The organism is Achromobacter sp. 413638, assembly GCF_043119405.1.
Lineage (GTDB): Bacteria > Pseudomonadota > Gammaproteobacteria > Burkholderiales > Burkholderiaceae_B > Achromobacter.
The window spans coordinates 21481-41234 of the sequence record NZ_JBICCO010000063.1; the positions used below are offsets into that span (position 1 = coordinate 21481).

The 19754-nt window shown below is 67.6% G+C and carries 14 protein-coding genes; 5 read left to right on the top strand and 9 right to left on the bottom strand.

Annotation, left to right across the window (positions count from 1 at the left end; genetic code table 11):
• Window positions 1–91 precede the first annotated feature (91 nt).
• On the bottom strand, window positions 92–2173 hold the full coding sequence (locus ACEU5R_RS22245; RefSeq protein WP_392411677.1) for an ATP-dependent DNA helicase: 2082 nt from the start codon (window positions 2171–2173) through the stop codon (window positions 92–94).
• 226 nt (window positions 2174–2399) lie between these two features.
• Between ACEU5R_RS22245 and tex the strand changes: the two genes are divergently transcribed.
• The 3 genes from tex (at window position 2400) to ACEU5R_RS22260 (ending at window position 9163) form a co-directional block, all read left to right on the top strand.
• On the top strand, window positions 2400–4790 hold the full coding sequence (gene tex / locus ACEU5R_RS22250; protein ID WP_392411679.1) for an RNA-binding transcriptional accessory protein Tex: 2391 nt from the start codon (window positions 2400–2402) through the stop codon (window positions 4788–4790).
• A 310-nt stretch (window positions 4791–5100) separates the two neighbouring features.
• The gene (locus tag ACEU5R_RS22255; protein ID WP_392411680.1) at window positions 5101–5604 is read left to right on the top strand and encodes a hypothetical protein; all 504 of its coding nucleotides are present in this window, start codon (window positions 5101–5103) and stop codon (window positions 5602–5604) included.
• A 496-nt stretch (window positions 5605–6100) separates the two neighbouring features.
• On the top strand, window positions 6101–9163 hold the full coding sequence (locus ACEU5R_RS22260) for a GLUG motif-containing protein (protein ID WP_392411682.1): 3063 nt from the start codon (window positions 6101–6103) through the stop codon (window positions 9161–9163).
• A 117-nt stretch (window positions 9164–9280) separates the two neighbouring features.
• On the opposite strand, the gene ACEU5R_RS22265 is transcribed toward ACEU5R_RS22260, so the two are convergent.
• Together ACEU5R_RS22265 and ACEU5R_RS22270 are read right to left on the bottom strand one after the other, a co-directional pair.
• Window positions 9281–10612, bottom strand: a complete 1332-nt coding sequence (locus ACEU5R_RS22265; RefSeq protein ID WP_392411683.1) for a tryptophan--tRNA ligase — start codon at window positions 10610–10612, stop codon at window positions 9281–9283.
• Window positions 10613–10696: 84 nt separating this feature from the next.
• Window positions 10697–11920: a citrate synthase family protein gene (locus ACEU5R_RS22270; RefSeq protein ID WP_392411685.1), complete on the bottom strand. Its 1224-nt coding sequence runs from the start codon at window positions 11918–11920 to the stop codon at window positions 10697–10699.
• Between ACEU5R_RS22270 and ACEU5R_RS22275 the strand changes: the two genes are divergently transcribed.
• Both ACEU5R_RS22275 and ACEU5R_RS22280 read left to right on the top strand, forming a co-directional pair.
• Entirely contained in the window at window positions 11871–13115 is a 1245-nt protein-coding gene (locus tag ACEU5R_RS22275) for a citrate synthase/methylcitrate synthase (RefSeq protein WP_392411686.1), read from the top strand. The genes ACEU5R_RS22270 and ACEU5R_RS22275 overlap by 50 nt on opposite strands.
• A 29-nt stretch (window positions 13116–13144) precedes the next feature.
• Window positions 13145–13666 carry a DinB family protein gene (locus ACEU5R_RS22280; RefSeq protein WP_103273235.1) on the top strand — a complete coding sequence of 174 codons (522 nt, stop codon included), beginning with the start codon at window positions 13145–13147 and terminating at the stop codon, window positions 13664–13666.
• A gap of 16 nt (window positions 13667–13682) precedes the next feature.
• Here ACEU5R_RS22280 and ACEU5R_RS22285 read toward each other — a convergent pair whose 3' ends face one another.
• The 6 genes from ACEU5R_RS22285 to odhB all read right to left on the bottom strand — a co-directional run.
• A complete protein-coding gene (locus ACEU5R_RS22285) occupies window positions 13683–14006 on the bottom strand; it encodes a DUF3325 domain-containing protein (RefSeq protein WP_392411688.1) in 324 nt (107 codons plus the stop codon).
• A gap of 16 nt (window positions 14007–14022) precedes the next feature.
• A complete protein-coding gene (locus ACEU5R_RS22290; protein ID WP_392411690.1) occupies window positions 14023–15627 on the bottom strand; it encodes a PepSY-associated TM helix domain-containing protein in 1605 nt (534 codons plus the stop codon).
• Complete coding sequence (locus ACEU5R_RS22295) at window positions 15624–15905, bottom strand: DUF3649 domain-containing protein (protein ID WP_392411691.1); 282 nt, start codon at window positions 15903–15905, stop codon at window positions 15624–15626. Before ACEU5R_RS22295 ends, ACEU5R_RS22290 begins: the two co-directional genes overlap by 4 nt.
• 228 nt (window positions 15906–16133) lie before the next feature.
• The gene (gene zapE / locus ACEU5R_RS22300; RefSeq protein WP_392411693.1) at window positions 16134–17225 is read right to left on the bottom strand and encodes a cell division protein ZapE; all 1092 of its coding nucleotides are present in this window, start codon (window positions 17223–17225) and stop codon (window positions 16134–16136) included.
• Window positions 17226–17336: 111 nt separating this feature from the next.
• Complete coding sequence (lpdA, locus tag ACEU5R_RS22305) at window positions 17337–18764, bottom strand: dihydrolipoyl dehydrogenase (RefSeq protein ID WP_103273230.1); 1428 nt, start codon at window positions 18762–18764, stop codon at window positions 17337–17339.
• Between the two features lie 115 nt (window positions 18765–18879).
• Window positions 18880–19754: 2-oxoglutarate dehydrogenase complex dihydrolipoyllysine-residue succinyltransferase (gene odhB / locus ACEU5R_RS22310; RefSeq protein ID WP_392411696.1), on the bottom strand; the 875-nt coding region annotated here is incomplete at its 5' end.

A 19754-nucleotide genomic window follows, 5' to 3' on the forward strand; every position in this document is an offset into this window, starting at 1 on the left:
TCACGCATGGGCAAGAAAATCCCCTCTGACGAGGGGATTTTTTTTGCCCGCCGCCGCGGGCGATCAAGAACCTGCGCGGGAGGCGCGCCGCTCAGCCGCCCTCGCCCTTGCGCCGGTAGAACGCCAGCGCCTCATCCAGCTCGCGCGTGCGGGCAAACGGCGGCAGGCCGCGCCAAAGACGCTTGCCATAAGGCTTTTCGACCAGACGGCCGTCACCCACCATCAGCACGCCCCAATCGGATTCCGTGCGGATCAGGCGTCCCGCGCCCTGCTTGAGCGAGATCGCGGCCTCGGGCAGCTGATATTCGGCGAAAGGATTGCCGCCCTGCGCGCGACAGGCGCGCAGCCGCGCCTCGATCACCGGATCGTCGGGCGGCGCGAAAGGCAGCTTGTCGATGGCCACCAGCGTCAGCACGTCGCCGGGCAGGTCGATGCCTTCCCAGAAGCTGGCGCTGCCCACCAGCACCGGATGCGGCAGCTTGCAGAAGCGTTCGAGCAGGTCGCGGCGCGTGGCGTCGCCCTGCTTGAGCAGCGGCCATTCATGGCCGGCGTCATCGAAGGCGTCGGCCAGCAGGCTGGCCACTTTGTCCACCGCGCGCAGCGTCGTGCACAGCACCAGCGTGCCGCCGGGACTGGCTTCCAGCAAGGGCAGCAGCGTCTGCACGAAACGGTCCAGGAACTGCGGCGACTGCGGCTCGGGCATGCCGCGCGGCACGAACAGGAGCGCCTGCTCGGGATAGTCGAACGGCGACTCCCATTTGCCCGTGCGCGCCTTGTCCAGGCCAAGCTGGCCGGTGAAGTGCTCGAACTCGCCATTCACCGACAGCGTGGCCGAGGTCATGATCCAGGCCTGGCCGGGCTTGCGGAATTTCGAGAAGGCCTGCGCCACCGACAGGGGCGCGGAATGCAGACGCACATGATGCAGGCCGTGCTCGACCCAGCGCACGGCCGGGCCGGTCCATTGCATGGCCGCGGCCGCGCCCTCGAGCAGCGCCACGGGCGTGGACAGGCCGTCGCCCGCCGCCGTCTCGGCCGACTGGTCGTCGCGGCCCCAGCCGTCTTCGTCGGCCTGCGAGCCGGCGCGCGCCGGCGTGGCCCAGCGCTTCAGGCGCGCGGAGATCTCGGCGCCGCTGCGCGCCGCCGCCATCAGGTCGGGATGCTTTTCGGCGACCGCGCCCAGCGCGTTGGTGGCCGTGTCCACGGCCTCGCGCAGCACCGCCAGCGCCTGGTCGAATTCCTCGGCCTCGGGCATCGCCTCGAAGGTCGCCTTGCGGCCCGGCAGCTTGTCCAGCGGCGCACAGACCAGCCGCAGCTCGCGCGCGGCGGTTTCCAGGTGGCGGCTGACGTCGCTCCAGCGCGCGGCTTCGCGCGCGTAGGCCAGGCCCGCCGCTTCCAGCGCGCGGCCGAAATCCAGCAGCTGGTGCGTGGACACGCTGCTGCCCAGGAAACGCGTGGCCGTGTCGGGCAGCTGGTGGGCTTCGTCGAAGATCACCGTGTCGGCCTCGGGCAGCAGGTCGGTCACGCCCTCTTCGCGCAGCACCAGGTCGGCCATGAAGAGCGCGTGGTTGACCACCACCACGTCGGCGTCCTGCGCCTGGCGCCGCGCCTTGACCACGAAACAGTCGCGGATGCGCGGACATTCCTGGCCCAGGCAGTTCTCGCGCGTGGAGGTCACGCGCTGCCAGATCTCGGCGTCTTCGGGTATCTGCGCCAGATCGCCCCGGTCGCCGGTCTTGGAGATGCCGGCGAACACCTGGATCTGGCGCAGCTGCGCGATCTCGGAACGCGATTTCAGGGCGCGCTCGTCGCCCTGCATGCGGTCCAGGTGATAGTGGCAGATATAGTTGCCGCGCCCCTTGAGCAGCGCGGCCGTCACCGGCGCGGCCAGCGCCGCGCGCACGCGCGGCAGATCGCGCGAAAACAACTGGTCCTGCAGCGTGCGGGTGCCTGTGGAAATCAGCACCTTGCCGCCCTGAATGAAGGCGGGTACAAGGTAGGCCCAGGTCTTGCCGATGCCGGTGCCGGCCTCGGCGACGAGCGTGGCGCGGTCCTGGATGGCCTGGCCGATGGCCTGCGCCAGCTCGATCTGCGCGGGGCGCGGCTTGTAGCCGGGCATGGCCGAGGCCAGCGGCCCGTCCTCGGCGAAGAATTCGGATATGTCCAGGTCCAGCATCGATGCAGCCTAGCGCTGGCCGCGACCGCGTCCGGACCGGCGCCGGTCGGCGGTTCTGGCGCAAAACGCGTGTGTGGGGAAAGGACCAGATGATACCTGGAGCCGCCCCGCTTTTCCGGCCCAACCCTCCATTCATAGGGACGGATTGGTCCACCCTGCCACGTTCTGTAACAGTGGCTTGTGGCACAATCCGCCCCTTGTTTTTCCTTTTTGTCGTCGTATCGAGATGTCTGAAACTTCCGTTATCACGAACGTCGCCGCCGGCGTCGACAACGCCCGCATCGTCGCTTTGCTCGCCACCGAGCTCGGCGTGCGCGCCAACCAAATCGCAGCCGCGGTCGAGCTGCTGGACGACGGCGCCACGGTGCCTTTCATCGCCCGCTACCGCAAGGAAGCCACCGGCGGCCTGGACGACACGGTGCTGCGCAACCTGGAAGTCCGCCTGGGCTATCTGCGCGAGCTCGAAGAGCGTCGCGGCGCCATCCTGGAATCCATCTCGCAACAGGGCAAGCTGACGCCCGAGCTGCAGCAGGAAATCGCCGCCGCCGACACCAAGCAGCGCCTGGAAGACCTGTACGCGCCCTACAAGCCCAAGCGCCGCACGCGCGCCCAGATCGCCCGCGAAGCGGGCCTGGAACCGCTGGCCGACGCCATCCTGGCCGATCCGGGCTGCGATCCGGCCGCGCTGGCCGCGCAGTACCTGAATCCCGAAGCCTCGATCACCGACGCCAAGGCCGCGCTGGACGGCGCCCGCGACATCCTCGCAGAGCGCTACGCCGAGAACGCGGACCTGCTGGCCGACATGCGCGAGCACCTGTGGTCCACCGGCCTGCTGTACTCGAAGGTGGTGGACGGCAAGGAAACCGAAGGCGCCAATTTCCGCGACTGGTTCGACTTCAACGAGCCGCTGCGCACCCTGCCCTCGCACCGCATCCTGGCGCTGCTGCGCGGCCGCCAGCAAGGCGTGCTGGAGCTGCGCCTGGGCCTGGAAGCCGAGCTCGAGGCGCAGACGCCCCACCCCTGCGTGGCGCGCATCGCCGACTTCCTCAAGCTGGGCCGCGGCTTGTTCGCGCTGGACGCCACGCCGCGCGCCCGCTGGCTGGGCGAGGTATGCCGCTGGACCTGGCGCGTCAAGCTGCTCACGGCCTTTGAAAGCGAGCTCATCGGCCGCCTGCGCGAGAGCGGCGAAGCCGAGGCGATCCGCGTGTTCGCGGCCAACCTGAAAGACCTGCTGCTGGCCGCGCCGGCCGGCCCCAAAGCCGTGCTGGGCCTGGACCCCGGCATCCGCACCGGCTGCAAGGTCGCCGTGATCGACCAGACCGGCAAGGTCGTCGACACCACCACCGTCTACCCCTTCGAGCCGCGTCGCGACCGCGAAGGCACCATCAACACGCTGGCCGCGCTGGTCGGGCGCCACAAGGTCGACCTGATCGCCATCGGCAACGGCACCGCCTCGCGCGAAAGCGAGAAGCTGGTGGGCGACATGATGGAACGCTTCCCCGACCTGAAGGTCACGCGCGTGGTGGTCTCCGAGGCCGGCGCCTCGGTCTACTCCGCGTCGGAACTGGCCGCGCAGGAATTCCCGGACCTGGACGTGACGCTGCGCGGCGCCGTATCGATCGCGCGCCGCCTGCAGGATCCGCTGGCCGAGCTGGTCAAGATCGATCCCAAGGCCATCGGCGTGGGCCAGTACCAGCACGACGTGAACCAGCGCGAGCTGGCGCGCTCGCTGGACGCCGTGGTCGAGGATTGCGTGAACGCCGTGGGCGTGGACGTGAACACGGCCTCGGCTGCCCTGCTGACGCGCGTGTCGGGCCTGAACTCGCTGCTGGCCAAGAACATCGTGGCCTGGCGCGACGAGAACGGCGCCTTCGCCACCCGCAGCATGCTGCTCAAGGTGCCGCGCTTCGGCGACAAGGCCTTCGAGCAGGCCGCCGGCTTCCTGCGCATCCCCAACGGCGACAATCCGCTGGACGCGTCCTCGGTGCACCCGGAAGCCTATCCGGTGGTCGAGCGCATCGTCGCCAAGATCAAGGCCGAGGTGAAGCAGATCATCGGCCAGCGCGAGGCGCTCAAGGGCGTGTCGCCATCGGACTTCACCGACGAGCGCTTCGGCCTGCCGACCGTGCGCGACATCTTCGCCGAACTGGAAAAGCCCGGCCGCGACCCGCGCCCCGAGTTCAAGACTGCCCAGTTCAAGGAAGGCGTGGAAACGCTGAACGACCTGTATCCCGGCATGGTGCTCGAAGGCGTGGTCACCAACGTGGCGAACTTCGGCGCGTTCGTGGACATCGGCGTGCACCAGGACGGCCTGGTCCACATCTCGGCGCTCGCCGAGAAGTTCGTCAAGGATCCTCGCGACGTGGTGCGCGTGGGCCAGACCGTGAGCGTGAAGGTGCTGGAAGTGGACGTGGCGCGCAAGCGCGTGGCCTTGACCATGCGCCTGAACGACACGGCCGCGCCGGCCCGGCGCTCGGGCGACGCCGCCCCCAAGGGCAGCGACCGTCCGGCCCGCCGTGGCCAGGGCGACGGCGGCCGCGGCGGCAATGGCGGCGGCGGTGGTGGCGGCATGATGAACAGCGCGATGGCGGATGCGTTCGCCAAGCTCAAGCGCTAGCCGCAACGACGGCTTGCCAAGAAAAAACCGGCGCCTCGTGCGCCGGTTTTTTTGTCGACAAACGAGACTGGGAACCACGACTAGGACTTACCCCTAGCCCCCCGCTTTTCTTGCGATCCCTCAATCCAAAAGCAACAAAAATAAGGGAAAATATCGAATTGTGTCCAAATAATAAAAAGCGGTAGCGCCAGGGGGCGACAGGGCGCGGGCACATCCCATGATCAGGCGAGCGACGGCGCACACGCCTATCGGACAGAAGCACAAGAAGAAAAGCGCGCCGCCCCTGAGAAAGCCCGGAGATCCGTCTGTCATGCGCACTACCATTACGCTTGCCGCCAACGAAACGGCAACCATTACCGAAAAAGAAGCCAGTCTCAGCGGTGTCTACAACGAAATCACTTTAGGCCAGTACACGCGGCTGATCGTGGACGGCGCCGAAGTCACCTTCAAGCACATCACGCTGGAGCGCCTGGGCACGCGCGTGATCGAGCTGGTCAACGGCGCCCAGCTGCACGTCGGCGCGCTGGGCTTCGCCAGCATGGGCGCCAGCATCGTCTATCGCATCGGCGCCGGCTGCGCGCTGACCTTCGACGCCAGCCAGTGGGACCCGGAGGTCGTGGCCAACACCACCTTCGATTTCGCCAGCCAGGGCAGCGGCTCGTTGAAGTACTTCCCCTTCATCAATCCGGAATGGCTCGACTGTCCCAACGTCACCGGCTATTCCGACGGCGACCTGCTCGAAATCGCCGGCCAGGGCAGCGCCCAGCGCTTCCAGGTGCGCGACGGCCGCATCGTCGCCAACCGGCCGCGCTGACGACTCGGCAAGGCGGGTGACGCGCTCCTCTCGCCCGAGAGGCGGCGCGTGCACGCCCGCCAGCCCGCGCCGCCGCAAACGCGGCCCGGGCACGGACCGCTACGCCGCAAACGCCGGCGACACGCCATTCTTGGCCCCGAGCGGTATCCGCATGCACGCCTTCTCTGCATGCTCTCTCTCTCGCCTGTCCGCCCTCCCTCTCCTGCCCGCTCTTCCTTCCCGGTAGTGTCAACGCCAGCCCCCCCGATTCCGTCGGCCGACCTCGACTGCGTGACAAGGGCGCGTCCAATCGCTGAAAGCCGGCGCGTCACTCATATTTTCTCCAATTCTTGATAGAAGAAATTTGATTGAGAAATAGAAGAACTGCGTTTTTGCACCATGCACGTTTCCGCCCGTCCGAAAGCGCCTACAACCCCTAGCTTGCAAAGTTCGACATTCGCATCGCGGGGCCCATCTGCTGGGGAGCAGCAGAATCAATCGACAAAGGACGTTCGCTATGAACAAGAGTTACGCGCTGGTCTGGAACGCTACCCAGGGGTGCTGGCAGGTCGCCAGCGAACTGACACGCCGCCGTGGCAAGGCGGGACGCGGCCGCGTGCTGATGACGGCAGGCGCCTCGCTGATCGGGCTCGCCTTCGCCGGACTGGCCCATGCCCTGCCGACGGGCGGAGCGGTGGTCGACGGCAAGGGCACGATCCAGGCCGAAGGCCAGCAGATGATCGTGGACCAGCAGAGCCACAAGCTGATCACCAACTGGGAGAGCTTCAACGTCGGCGCCCAGGAAGGCGTCACGTTCCGCCAGCCCGACCAGAACGCGATCGCGCTGAACCGCGTCATCGGCAATGAGGGCAGCAGCATCCTGGGCCGCATCGACGCCAACGGCCAGGTCTTCCTGGTGAACCCGAACGGCGTGCTGTTCGGCCAGGGCGCGCAAGTCAATGTGGGTAGCCTGGTGGCTTCGACCCTGAACATCAGCAACGAGGACTTCAAGGCGGGCCGCTACGTGTTCGCTGGCGACTCGGCCGCTCAGGTCGGCAACGCGGGTTCCATCCAGGCCGCCGCCGGCGGCACTGTGGCGCTACTGGGCGCGCAGGTCGGCAACACCGGCACGATCCAGGCCACCGAGGGCAGCGCCGCGCTGGCCGCCGGCGGGAACATCCGCCTGCATCTCGACAAAGGCAGCTTGATGTACCTGCAAATCGACAAGGGCGCGGTGGACGCGCTGGCACACAACGGCGGCCTGATCCAGGCGGCGGGCGGCGACGTCTGGTTGCAAGCGAACGCCACCAATGCGCTGCTGCGCACCGTGGTCAACAACGAAGGCACGATCGAGGCGGTGTCCCTGCAGGGCGACAGGTCCGGCCGAATCATGCTGCAGGGCTTCAATCACGCCGTAAGTGTCAGCGGCAAGCTGGATGCCAGCGGCGTGAAGAACGCGGCCGATGGCGGCATGATCATGGTCCACGGCTCCAAGCTGGAGCTTGCTCAGTCGATGAAGGCATCCACCCAGGCCGGCGCCGGCAGGGAAACCGGCATGCTGGAACTGAGGGGCTCGCGCGTGCGCGTGAGCGATACCCTGCGGATGACGCCGGACGGGTCCAGCGATACGCTGTTGTCCGCCGCGCAGCTGACCAATCTGCTGGCGCAGAACCAGGTATCGCTCATCGGCGACAACAGCCTGGCGGTCGAGAACACCCTCGCGTGGCAGCACGACAACGCCCTGAACCTGCTGTCCTCGGGCGATGTCAAGATCGGCGGCGCCATCACCGCTCAAGGCCACAACGCCCGGCTGACGCTGGGCGGCAGCAACGTGCTGATCGACAAGAACATCACCCTGACCGGCCGGAACGCCGCGCTGGCGCTGAACTCCGGCAATGGCCATCGGATCGGCCGCGGCGCCGCCGTGACGCTGTCCGGGGCGAACGCCGCGTTCAGCGCCAATGGCCAGGACTACAAAGTTGTGCACACGCTGGCCCAACTGAAGGCCATCGACGCCAATTTGAGCGGCCATTACGTGCTGGGCAGCGATATCGCAGGCCAGGGCTACTTCACGGCGCTGGCCGGCGGCCAGCGGGAGTTCAGCGGCGTTTTCGACGGCCTGGGCCATACCATTACCGACCTGAGCATCTACGGCAACGGACAAGCGCTTGGCATGTTCGGCCGCGTCAGCGGCACGGTCCGCAACATGACGCTGGACCGCGCCACGGTCAACGGCATGCAAAGCCCCTGGGCCACGCAGCTGGGCGTGCTGGCCGGCTTCAACTCCGGCAATATCGACAACGTCCATGCCACCAACAGCTCGGTGATGGGCAGCCGCAATCCGCATGTCGTCGGCGGGCTGGTAGGCAACTACTTCTGGGGCGATATCAGCAACTCGTCCTTCAGCGGCAACGTGCTGGGCAACGCCGGCAGCACCGCGATCGGCGGACTGGTCGGCCTGGTGCAGGACACGCCGCGCGCCAAGCAGATCAGCAACAGCGCGGCGCACGCGTACATCGCCGGTGGAAGTTATGACAACCCGGCAAACGGCACCGCCGTCGGCGGCCTGGTCGGCCGCAACCTTGGCGCCGAACTGCGCGACGTGCGCAGCAGCGGCACGATCTCGGTGCAGTATGCCAATGCCAGCGTGGGCGGGCTGGTCGGCCTGAATACGCTGGACAGGACGGGCGCCTACAGATCCGGCTACATCAGCAACGCCACCAGCACCGTCTCGGTATCGTCGGCCGGTATCAAAAGCAAGGTGGGCGGGCTGATTGGCGTCAACATCAACGGCATGCTGTCGAACGTGGAAGCTCGGGGCGCAGTGAATGGCTACCGCAGCGCCGCCATCGGCGGCTTGATCGGCGAGAACCAGGGCACTGGCTACTTGGGCGGCACGATCGAGGACGCGCGCTACGAGGGTCAGGTCAGGGACCTCACGGCCGCAACGCTCGGCGGACTGATAGGCAGCAACGTGTCGGCCAACGTGCAGCGAGTGCAGGTGAACGCCACGGTACAGGGCGGCGTCAACGCGAAGATTGGCGGCATCGCCGGCCAGATCGTCGATAGCAACCTGTCCGACGTCAACGCCACCGTCGACCTGCGCGGCGGATCCGGCGCACAGATCGGCGGCATTGTGGGCAATGCCGAAGACGCGCGACTGCAGAATCTGAACGTCAAGGGCGTGCTGTCGTCGTCGCCGGCGTACTCCGGCGCCGGCGCACTGGGCGGCATCGCCGGCGTGCTGACGTCGGGATACATCGCGTACTCCGTCGCCAAGGTCGACATCCAGGCGCCCCCCGGCGCGTCGGCGGGCGGCATCGTGGGCGTCAACGTCGGTAACGTCTACAACACCCAGGCCTCCGGATCCATCACCGGCGGCTCGGCGACCGGCGGCCTGATCGGGACCAACTTCGGCTGGATCGCGGACTCGACCACATCGGTGCAAATCAACCGGCCGAACGGTTGGCATGGCAGCTTGATCGGTGACGACCACAATTACAGCTGGTGGACGCAGCAGCAAAACTCGGCGCAGGATAGCGCTCGACCGTCGATCGGGCGCATCGTGGCCGCCTACTAATCACCACCCAGGCAAGGCCCTGCCCCAGGCGGCCCCGGGGCCTTGCCACCCTGCATGGAAGGTAAAAAGGCCGGTACGCCTCACAGCGCACCGGCCTTCATTTTTTTCCACCCGCGTTCAATCGCGCGGCAGGGACAGCAGGGCCTCGCGCAACCGCGCCGTCCATTCGGACGCGTCCTGGTCCGCCGGCGCAACAGCGATTTCGTTTCCGTCCACCGTCACGCGCCCGGCCTGCAGCAGCTCGTCCGGCGAGGCTTCCTGCAGTCGCCGCATGTACTGGCCGGCTTCCTTGGGATCGACGAAAGGACGCGACAGCAGCACCTCGGCGCCATCGGCCGCCAACAGTCGGAAGCGGAAACCACCGTCGTCGCGGAAGCTGACGAAGCGGGCGCCCTTGCCCTTGGCCTTCTTGCCGGCCGCCTTATCCTGCGACACGGCGACGCTCAGATTGCGCAGGCCCACGGCCTCGCGCAGTTCGGCCATGAACGGCGTGGCCAGCTTGCGCGCCTTCGCCGCGCCGGCCTGCAACACTTCTTCGATGCGACCGGGGTTGGCCATCAGGTCGAAGTACTTTTCGCGCATCGGCGCCAGCAGCTGTTCCAGATGGTCCAGCAGGAACTGCTTGGCGTCGCCCCAGCCCATGCCCTCTTCCAGCTGCTTGCGGAACGCGGCGGACTGAGCCGGCGTCGCGAAAGCGCGGTAGATCGTGAACAGGTGCGAATTCTCGGCATCCTTGGGTTCGCCCGGCGCGCGCGAATCGGTCACGATGCGCATCACCGAGGCGCGCAGCGCCTGCGCGCCGCCTTCGAACAGCGGAATCGTGTTGTTGTAGCTCTTGGACATCTTGCGACCGTCCAGGCCCGGCAGCGTGGCGACTTCTTCCTCGATCGTCACCTCGGGCAGCGTGAAATAGTCGCGACCGTACTGATGGTTGAAGCGCTGCGCGATATCGCGCGCCATTTCCAGGTGCTGAATCTGGTCGCGGCCCACCGGCACCTTGTGCGCGTTGAACATCAGGATGTCGGCGGCCATCAGCACCGGATAGGAAAACAGGCCCATGGTCACGCCGTCGTCCGGCTCCACGCCCTTGGCCTCGTTCTGGTCCACCGAGGCCTTGTAGGCGTGGGCGCGGTTCATCAGGCCCTTGGCCGTGACGCAGTTCAGCACCCAGCACAGCTCGGGGATCTCGGGAATGTCGGACTGTCGATAGAACGTGACGCGCTCAGGGTCCAGGCCCACCGCCAGCCAGGTGGCGGCGATTTCCAGCCGCGATCGCGCCACCCGCGCCGGATCGTCGCACTTGATCAGCGCGTGATAGTCGGCCATGAAGAAGAACGCGTCCACGCCGGGCTGGGTGCTGGTGACGACGGCCGGGCGGATCGCGCCGGCGTAGTTGCCGAGATGGGGGGTGCCGGAGGTGGTGATGCCGGTAAGGACGCGGGTGTTCATGAGATGAGGCTGCGGTTGCTGGAGGAGGGTCCAAGTGTAACGTGTCGGCGTTGCGTCCCTGGATTGCCAGCCCCGCTGGCGCGGTCAGGCCCCGCCTTTCCGGTGCCGCCTGGCGACGTTCCGGGTCGCCGATGCGACGGGCGGCGCGACAGGCGGGGAAACGCCGACGTAGCGCGCGCGCGGCCGGATCATCTGCCCTGACCCGGCCTGCTCCAGCGCATGGGCGAGCCAGCCCACGCAACGTCCGATGGCGAAGAGCGCCAGCGGGGCATGCGAGGGCAGACGGTGCACGGCGCTCAGCGCCGCCAGTCCGAAATCGATGTTCGGCCGCTCGCCCGCCAGGCGCTCGACCTGCCGGGCCAGGTCGGCATAGGCGCTTGGCAGGGCCAGGCTTTCCAGCAGCGCGGCGGCGCGCGGATCTCCGGCGGGATACAAGGGGTGCCCGAAGGCGGGAAAGCCCAAGCCCATATGCAGGCGCTCTCGCACCAGGGATTCGGCATCGGCATGCGCCATCGCATCGATCAGCGGTTTCAGGCTCATCGCCGCCCGGCCATGCAGCGGCCCCGTCAAGGTCGCCAAACCCGACAGGATGCCGGCGGACAGGCTGGCGCCGGTCGAGATTGTCACGCGCGTGGCGAAGGTCGAGGCATTGAGCTCGTGGTCCGCCAGCAGACACAGCGCCTGCCGGATGGCGGGTTCCGCGCGCGGTCGTTTCCAGGCAGCCGCCAGCTGCTGGCTGATGCTGCCGCCCGCGAGCAGCGCCTGGGATCCGAACATCGAGACGACAAGCGTTGCCAGGACGCCGCGGGCTTCCGCCCTGAGCGCGCCCAGGGACCGGCCCTGCGTGGGCAGGTCGGCGACACAGCGTCCCGCCATCGCCACGATGCCCGGCTGTATGGCCCCGGCTTCGCCAGGAGGCGGCGCCGCGCCGGCCGGCACGGCGGCAAGATCCACGCTTGCATCGCCGGTCTCCCACAGGACGGCCGCAATATCTTCCAACTGACTCGCGCGGGCCAGTTCGACGGCATCGGCGCCCCGGTACCACAGGCGGCCATCCCGCACCGTCGAGATGGCGGACGGCATGACCGGATCACCCCATTCCATGGCGCCGCTGGCCACCGTGGCGGCATTGCGTTGCCCGCGCTGGCGTCCCGCCATGCGGACCACGTCGTCACGGTGATACAGGCTGCGGCGGGAATCGGCGCCGTCCTGCCTGCTGCGGATCTTGCCTCGGCTGACGTAGGCATACAGGGTCTGCATGCGCACGCCCGTCAGCTCGACGGCTTCATGGGCGGTGATCCAGGTCATGGAATTTATATTGATCAAATTAATCAAGATTGACGTCAACACTATTGCAGATGAACATGATCCCATCAACAAGGAGCATGTGATGGCGATAGGTTTGGACGAAGTGATCGCGGCGGAAACCGTCTTGTCCGAGGTGGATGGCAATCGTGGAAAACTGATCATCCGCGGGCGCTCGCTCGATGATCTGGCAGCACGCGAGACCTATGAAGGCGTGATGGCGATGCTGTTCGAGCAGTTCCTGGATGAGCCCGCGCCCCCGCAGCACTGGCAATCGGCGCTGGGCGCCGCCCGGGTCGCGGTGTTCCAGCACCTGGGTTCGGCCGACGCGGCCTTGCTCGCGCTGGAACCCATCGACGCGATGCGCGCGCTGGTCGCCAGGATCCAGGACGGCAATGACCCGGTCACCGCGCTGCATCTGGTGGCCGCGCCGGCGGTCTTCACCGCCGGCCTGATCCGGCTGCGGCAAGGCCACGCCCCGATTCCGCCGGACGCTGGCCTGGGACACGCCGCCGACATTCTGCGCATGTCGGGACTGCCCGCCGAGGCCGCCCATGTACATGCGCTGGATGCGTACCTGGTGACGGTGGCCGACCATGGCCTGAACGCGTCCACGTTCGCGAGCCGGGTCGTGGCCTCGACCCGGGCCGGACTGACATCGTCGGTCCTGGCCGCGATCAGCGCATTGAAGGGCCCGCTGCACGGCGGCGCGCCGGGTCCGGTGCTGGACATGCTGGATGCCATCGGCACGGCGGACAAGGCGTCGACGTGGCTGGATGCGGCGCTGGCGCGCGGCGACAGGCTGATGGGATTCGGCCATCGCATCTACCGGGTCCGGGACCCGCGCGCCGATGCGCTGAAGGCCGCATTGCAGCCGCTGCTGCAGGGCCATCATGTGCCCGGCCAGCGCGCCGAACTGGCGCAGACGATCGAACGGATCGCGCTGGATACGCTGCGCCGCCACAAGCCTGATCGCGCGCTGGAGACGAATGTCGAGTTCTATACGGCCTTGCTGCTGGACGCCCTGGGTTTCGATCGCGAGGTCTTCACCTGCATCTTCGCCATGGGACGCGTCTCGGGATGGATCGCCCATGCGCGGGAACAGGCATTGACAGGAAGATTGATCCGGCCGCAATCTCGCTATGTCGGGCCCTTGCCCGAAGCGATTGCGGATGAAGCGATGGCCGTCGGCGACTGAGCCCGCCGGCCCGTGACGGGAGCGTGCACATGGCGACACTCAAGGCGCATTTCGATGTCCTCGCGCGGTACAACGCTTGGGCGAACCGGATCCTGTACAACGCGGTCGGCGGGCTCGAAGCCCAACAATACCGCCAGGATTGCGGCGCCTACTTCAAGTCCATCGAGGGCACGCTCAATCACCTGCTCGTGACGGACCGGATCTGGCGGCATCGCCTCTGTGGCCTGCCGGATCCGGGTTATCGCCTGGACCAGATCCTTCTCGAGGACTTCCCGGCGTTGAAAGCCGCGCGAGAACGTGAGGACGAGGAGATCGCCCGCTATGTCCTGGCCTTGCCCGAGTCCGCCATGGATACCGTCATTTCGTACCGGCGGACCTCGACGCCGGAGCAACTGCGGCAGCACGTCGGATCCGCCCTCGCCCACTGGTTCAATCACCAGACGCACCACCGCGGGCAGGCGCACGCCATGCTGACGCGCGTTTCCGGGCAGGCTCCCGAGCTCGATCTGCTGTTCTATCAACGGCAGATGAAACTGGCCGCTCCGGCCTGAGCAGACCGGCGGCGCGTCAGACCACGGCGAGCACGGGCGCGGCCAGCGCGCACAGGCCGCCGGCGGTCAGGGCCGCGCGCGGACGGAAGGTCAGGAACCAGATCAGCAGCAGGCCGGCGATGCTGAGGATGCCGATCCATTCGACCGTGCCGTAGCTCCAGCCCCAGACCGCCGCCGAGGCCCACAAGGACAGCGCCAGCGCGATCCAGCCGAACAGCCGCAGCGGCAGACGATGGCGTTGCGGCAGTTCGCGGTCGAACACGTCTTCGTAATGACGGTCCATGCCCAGGCACAGGGCGGAGAAACCCGCATAGGCCAGGCAGAAGGCGGCAAGCGTCATGGTTGCTCCTCGATTCTCAAGCGGCTGGGGAAGATTGAGGGGACGGCGCGGGCCGGGCCGCCGGACGGCCGGCCGGCGCCTTGCGGGCGCGGGCCGCCTTGCGGGCCACCCAGGCCAGCAGCAACGCACCGGCCAGGCAGGTCAGGTCGAATCCGGCCATCACCCAGTCGCCGGCCGGCAGCGAGACCGCCAGATGGCGCTGGGTGGTCAACGCATTGATCACCGGCACCAGCGCCAGCGACGCGGCGGCGACGGCCAGCAGGTCCAGCCATTTGCGGCGTTGGAACAGGAAAGCGTAGACCAGCGACAGGCCCCAGGCCGAGAAAAAAGCGCGCACTTCCCAGAGCTGGCGTCCCGGCAGGTCGTGCGGCAGCAGGCGGTTGGCCCAGAAGAAGGCGGCGACGGCGATGAACAGGCCGGCCACCGTGCCGGCGTTCAAGCCGTCCACCAGGCGCAGCGAGAAGGCTTCGCGCGCGCCCGGCCGGGCCTTCTGGCGACGCTTGGCGATCCACAGCACCAGGCCGGTGCCGACCATGCCGGTGCCAGCCAGGCTCACCAGGAAATAGAACCAGCGCAGCACCGGCGCGGCGAACAGTCCCAGGTGCAGGCCGGTGATCACGCCCGCCGTGCGCACGGTGGGGCTGAGCGCGTCCAGGTTCTCCTGCATCTGGCCGGTCACGCCATCAAAGCGCATGTAGGGAGACAGGCGGCCATAGGACACGCCGTCGGCCGCGTTGCGCGTCAGCGTCACGGTGGCGCCGGCATCGCCGGGGTTGTTGACGGTGACGCGCCCCACGTTGCCCTGCCAGTGGCTCTCGGCCTGCGCCACCAAGGGCCCGAGATCGGTCAGGGGCGCGGGCGTGCCGCGCGGCGGCGTGACCTTGAACGAGGCGAAGACCTCGTCGCTGAACTGGCGCGCATCGTCATAGACAGCCAGGATGCCCGCCGGCATCAACATGCCCATGAACAGCACCAGCCCGCTGAACGTGATCATCAGGTGGAATGGCAGGCCCAGCACGGACAGCGCGTTGTGGCCGTCCATCCAGGCGCGCTGTCCGCCCTTCTTCGGACGAAAGGTGAAGAAATCGGCAAAGATCTTCTTGTGCGTGATGACGCCGCTGATGATGGCCACCAGCATGAACATGCCCGCGATGCTGGCCAGCCAGCGTCCCCAGGGAAAGCCGATCTCCAGCTCGAAGTGGAAGCGGTAGAAGAAGTCGCCGCCGCGCGTCTCGCGCGCCGTCACGGCCTGGCCGGTCTGTGGATCGAGCTTGACCCGCACGAAGCCGCGCTCGCCCGGCTTGGGCTTGGGCGTCTGGTAAAGCAGCAGGATCAGCGGCTCGCGGTCCGTCGGCGGCGTGATGAACCAGCGCTTGGCGTCGACCGCGTGCTCGCTGAGATAGCGCTGGGCCGTGACCACGGCCTGTTGCGCGGGCGCGGGCCGGACCTGGATCTCGGGCTGCATCCAGCGCGTGATCTCCGGCCGGAAGAATGCCAGCGTGCCGGTCAGGAACATCGCGAACAGCGCCCAGCCGAAGATCAGCCCCGACCAGGTGTGCAGCCAGGACATGGCCTGGCGCAAGCCCTCCTGGCCCTGCTGCTTGGCGTCCGCCGGCTTCATGCCGGCACCGCGACGCGGCCCGCCAGATACAGCAGGCTCAGCGCGGCCGTGGAGATCAGGATGCCGCCCCAGGCGCGCCAGGCGTTGCGGGTCGCGAAGACCCAGATCACGCCGCAGGCGTAGAACACGAAGGACAGCATCTGCGCCGTCACCACGGCGTCGGCCCGCGCCAGCGGCAGCCAGACGGCCAGGCAGGCGGCGGCGGCGGAAGCCAGGCCGTAGCAGCCCAGGATGGCGGCGATGGCGCGCGAGGCCACGGCCAGTTGATAGGGCAGCATGGCTGCGCCGGCGGCGGGAGCTTTCACAGGAATAGCGGAAATGTCAGGTTGGATACGGAGCGGGCCGGGCCATCGGGCTTGCCCGCGGCCAGGCCGGAATCCGCCTTTCAAGCGGATAGAAGTTATAAATTATAACTATTCTCACTACGATATGAGAAACAAAAAAGGCGGCCGTGCGGCCGCCGATTCTTGCCACCCTCCCCGCGCCTTGCCGACGCGGTGGCGCCGCTACAGCGTCACGGTGAGCCGGCGCTCGGATTCCAGGTACTCGCGCGACTGCATCTCCAGGATGCGCGACACGGTGCGGTGGAACTCGTTGGCCAGCGCGCCCTCGGTGTAGATCTCTTCCGGCTCGCACTCGGCCGACATGATGAGCTTGACGCGATGGTCGTAGAACACGTCGATCAGCCAGGTGAAGCGGCGCGCCTCGGAGGCCTGGCGCGGTCCCATGCGCGGCACGCCGGACAGGATCACGGCGTGGAAACGGTTGGCCAGTTCCAGGTAGTCGTTCTGCGAGCGGGGACCGCCGCACAGCGTGGCGAAGTCGAACCACACCACCGAGCCGGCCAGCTGAAGCGCGCGGATCTCGCGGTGCTCGATGTGCAGCAGCGGTTCCTGCGGCGGCGTGTCGGCCAGCTGGTTGAACGCGTCCTGCAGCGCCGCCTGCGCGCGCTCGTCCAGCGGCGTGTGATAGCACTGCACCTGCTCCAGCGAACGGCGGCGATAGTCGACGCCGGCGTCCACGTTCATGACGTCCATGCGCGCCTGGATCAGCTCGATGGCCGGCAGCACGCGGTCGCGGTGCAACCCTTCGGGATACAAGGTCGATGGTTCGTAGTTCGACGTCATCACGAAGGACGTGCCGTGCTCGAACAGCTTGAGCAGCAGGCGATGCAGGATCATCGCGTCGGCCACGTCGGACACGTGGAACTCGTCGAAGCAGATCAGGCGGTAGCGCTTGGCCACGCGCCGAGCCACTTCGTCCAGCGGATCCTGCATGCCCTTGACCTCTTCCAGCTCGCGGTGCACGCCGCGCATGAATTCATGGAAGTGCAGGCGCGTCTTGCGCACCACCGGCACGGTGGCGTAGAAGGCGTCCATCAGGAAGCTCTTGCCGCGCCCCACCCCGCCCCACAGATAGACGCCTCGCGGCACGTCCGGCCGGTTCAGCAGCTTCTTCAGCGCGTTCGAGCGCATCGCCTTGAACTTGACCCATTCGTCGTAGTAGCGCTGCAGGCGGTCGATCGCCTTCTTCTGGGCCTCGTCGGGCTGATAGCCGCGCTCGGCCAGGGCGTGTTCGTAGTATTCGCTGACGTTCATGTGGGAAACAGGCTGGCAGGATGAAAAAAGGGCGGATCCGCGAACCCGCCCCCAGGCAACCATGGCGCCGATCCGCCGGGGCCAGGCCCCGAACGGACCGGAGCCCGCGCATCAGAAGTTCAAGGCGCGCTTGTCCACCGCCAGCGCGGCTTCCTTCACGGCTTCCGACAGGGTCGGGTGCGCGTGGCAGATGCGGGCGATGTCTTCGGCAGCGCCGCGGAATTCCATGATGGTCACGGCTTCCGAGATCAGCTCCGAGGCCATCGGGCCGACGATGTGCACGCCCAGGACCTCGTCGGTCTTGGCGTCGGCGATCACCTTGGCGAAGCCGGTGGTGTCGCCCAGCGCGCGGGCGCGGCCGTTGGCCAGGAAGGGGAAGCTGCCAGCCTTGTACTCGCGGCCTTCCTTCTTGAGCTGCTGCTCGGTCTTGCCGACCCAGGCGATTTCCGGCGAGGTGTAGATGACCCACGGCACGGTGTCGAAGTTGACGTGGCCGTGCTGGCCGGCGATGCGCTCGGCAACCGCCACGCCCTCTTCCTCGGCCTTGTGCGCCAGCATCGGGCCGCGCACCACGTCGCCCACCGCCCAGACGTTGGGCAGGTTGGTCTTGCAGTCGCCGTCCACGGCGACGAAGCCGCGCTCGTCGAGCTTCAGGCCCACGGCGTCGGCGTTCAGGCCGCCGGTGTAGGGCACGCGGCCGATCGAGACGATCAGCTTGTCGACCACCAGCTTCTGCTCGGCGCCCTTGGCGTCGACGTAGGGCACGGTCACGGACTTGGCGGTCGCCTTGATCTCGCCGATCTTGACGCCCATCTGGATGTTCAGGCCCTGCTTGGTGAAGGCCTTCAAGGCTTCCTTGGCCACTTGTCCGTCAGCGGCGGCCAGGAATTCCGGCATCGCTTCCAGGATGGTGACTTCGGAACCCAGGCGGCGCCACACGCTGCCCATTTCCAGGCCGATCACGCCGGCGCCGATCACGCCCAGCGTCTTCGGCACGGCGCCGATGTTCAGCGCGCCGTCGTTGGACAGCACGACCTTTTCGTCGAACGGCAGGCCGGGCAGCTCGCGCGCCGACGAACCGGTCGCCACGACCACGTGCTTGGCCACCAGGTCCTCCTCGGTGGTGCCGGTGACCTTGATCGCCCAGCCGCCTTCGACCTGGCCGGCGAACGCGCCCTTGCCGTGGAAGAAGGTGACCTTGTTCTTCTTGAACAGGTACAGGATGCCGTCGTTGTTCTGCTTGACCACCGAGTTCTTGCGACCGATCAGCGTGTCGAGCTTCAGGCTCACGCCCTTGACTTCGATGCCGTGCTCGGCGAAGTGGTGGTTGGCCTGCTCGTAGTGCTCGGACGATTGCAGCAGCGCCTTGGACGGGATGCAGCCCACGTTGGTGCAGGTGCCGCCGGGAGCCGGGCCGCCCTGGCCGTTCTGCCAGGCGTCGATGCAAGCCACCGACATGCCGAGCTGGGCGGCGCGGATGGCGGCGATGTAGCCGCCGGGGCCCGCGCCGATGACGACGACGTCGAATTGTTTGGACATAGTGTTCTCGCGATGGGAAATGAAGGGGAACGCGCACCGTCCGCGTCAGGCCGGCATGACGCCGGCCCGGGCGCGCGTGGCGGGGCCGCCGCGCGCCGGGACGGGAAAGCTGGAATTACAGGTCCAGCAGCAGGCGCTGCGGATCTTCCAGCGCGTCCTTCATGGCGACCAGGCCCAGCACGGCTTCGCGGCCGTCGATGATGCGGTGGTCGTAGGACAGGGCCAGGTAGTTCATCGGACGGATGACGATCTGGCCGTTTTCAACCACGGGGCGCTCCTTGGTGGCGTGCACGCCCAGGATGGCCGATTGCGGCGGGTTGATGATGGGGGTGGACAGCATCGAGCCGAACACGCCGCCGTTGGAGATCGAGAACGTGCCGCCGGTCATCTCTTCGATGCCCAGCTTGCCGTCGGCGGCGCGGCGGCCGAAGTCGGCGATGGCCTTCTCGATGTCGGCGATCGACAGCTGGTCGGCGTTGCGCAGGATCGGCACCACCAGGCCGCGCGGGCTGCCCACGGCGATGCCGATGTCGAAGTAGCCGTGATAGATGATGTCCTTGCCGTCGATCGAGGCGTTGATCAGCGGGAACTTCTTCAGGGCGGCCACGGCGGCCTTGACGAAGAACGACATGAAGCCCAGCTTGATGCCGTGTTCCTTCTCGAACTTGTCCTTGTACTTGTTGCGCAGGTCGATGACGGCCTGCATGTTCACTTCGTTGAACGTGGTCAGGATCGCGTTTTCCTGCTGCGACTGCAGCAGGCGCTCGGCGATGCGGGCGCGCAGGCGGCTCATCGGCACGCGCTGTTCCGGACGGCCGTCCAGCGACAGCGTCGGGGGCGCGACCGGAGCGGCGGCGGCCTTGGCGGGCGCGGCGGCGCTGGCGGCCAGGGCGTCGCCCTTGGTCACGCGGCCATCGCGGCCGGTGCCGGCCACGGCAGCGGCGTCCACGCCCTTCTCGGCCAGGATCTTGGCGGCGGCGGGCGAGGCCA

Bases quoted from the DNA above. Each gene is read 5' to 3' on its own strand.
- ACEU5R_RS22280 (WP_103273235.1), top strand. From the start codon at position 13,145: ATGGCGACACTCAAGGCGCATTTCGATGTCCTCGCGCGGTACAACGCT.
- ACEU5R_RS22270 (WP_392411685.1), bottom strand. From the start codon at position 11,920: ATGACCTGGATCACCGCCCATGAAGCCGTCGAGCTGACGGGCGTGCGC.
- ACEU5R_RS22255 (WP_392411680.1), top strand. From the start codon at position 5,101: ATGCGCACTACCATTACGCTTGCCGCCAACGAAACGGCAACCATTACC.
- ACEU5R_RS22275 (WP_392411686.1), top strand. From the start codon at position 11,871: ATGCGCACGCCCGTCAGCTCGACGGCTTCATGGGCGGTGATCCAGGTC.
- zapE (WP_392411693.1), bottom strand. From the start codon at position 17,225: ATGAACGTCAGCGAATACTACGAACACGCCCTGGCCGAGCGCGGCTAT.
- ACEU5R_RS22245 (WP_392411677.1), bottom strand. From the start codon at position 2,173: ATGCTGGACCTGGACATATCCGAATTCTTCGCCGAGGACGGGCCGCTG.
- ACEU5R_RS22285 (WP_392411688.1), bottom strand. From the start codon at position 14,006: ATGACGCTTGCCGCCTTCTGCCTGGCCTATGCGGGTTTCTCCGCCCTG.
- tex (WP_392411679.1), top strand. From the start codon at position 2,400: ATGTCTGAAACTTCCGTTATCACGAACGTCGCCGCCGGCGTCGACAAC.
- ACEU5R_RS22265 (WP_392411683.1), bottom strand. From the start codon at position 10,612: ATGAACACCCGCGTCCTTACCGGCATCACCACCTCCGGCACCCCCCAT.
- ACEU5R_RS22260 (WP_392411682.1), top strand. From the start codon at position 6,101: ATGAACAAGAGTTACGCGCTGGTCTGGAACGCTACCCAGGGGTGCTGG.
- ACEU5R_RS22290 (WP_392411690.1), bottom strand. From the start codon at position 15,627: ATGAAGCCGGCGGACGCCAAGCAGCAGGGCCAGGAGGGCTTGCGCCAG.
- lpdA (WP_103273230.1), bottom strand. From the start codon at position 18,764: ATGTCCAAACAATTCGACGTCGTCGTCATCGGCGCGGGCCCCGGCGGC.
- ACEU5R_RS22295 (WP_392411691.1), bottom strand. From the start codon at position 15,905: ATGCTGCCCTATCAACTGGCCGTGGCCTCGCGCGCCATCGCCGCCATC.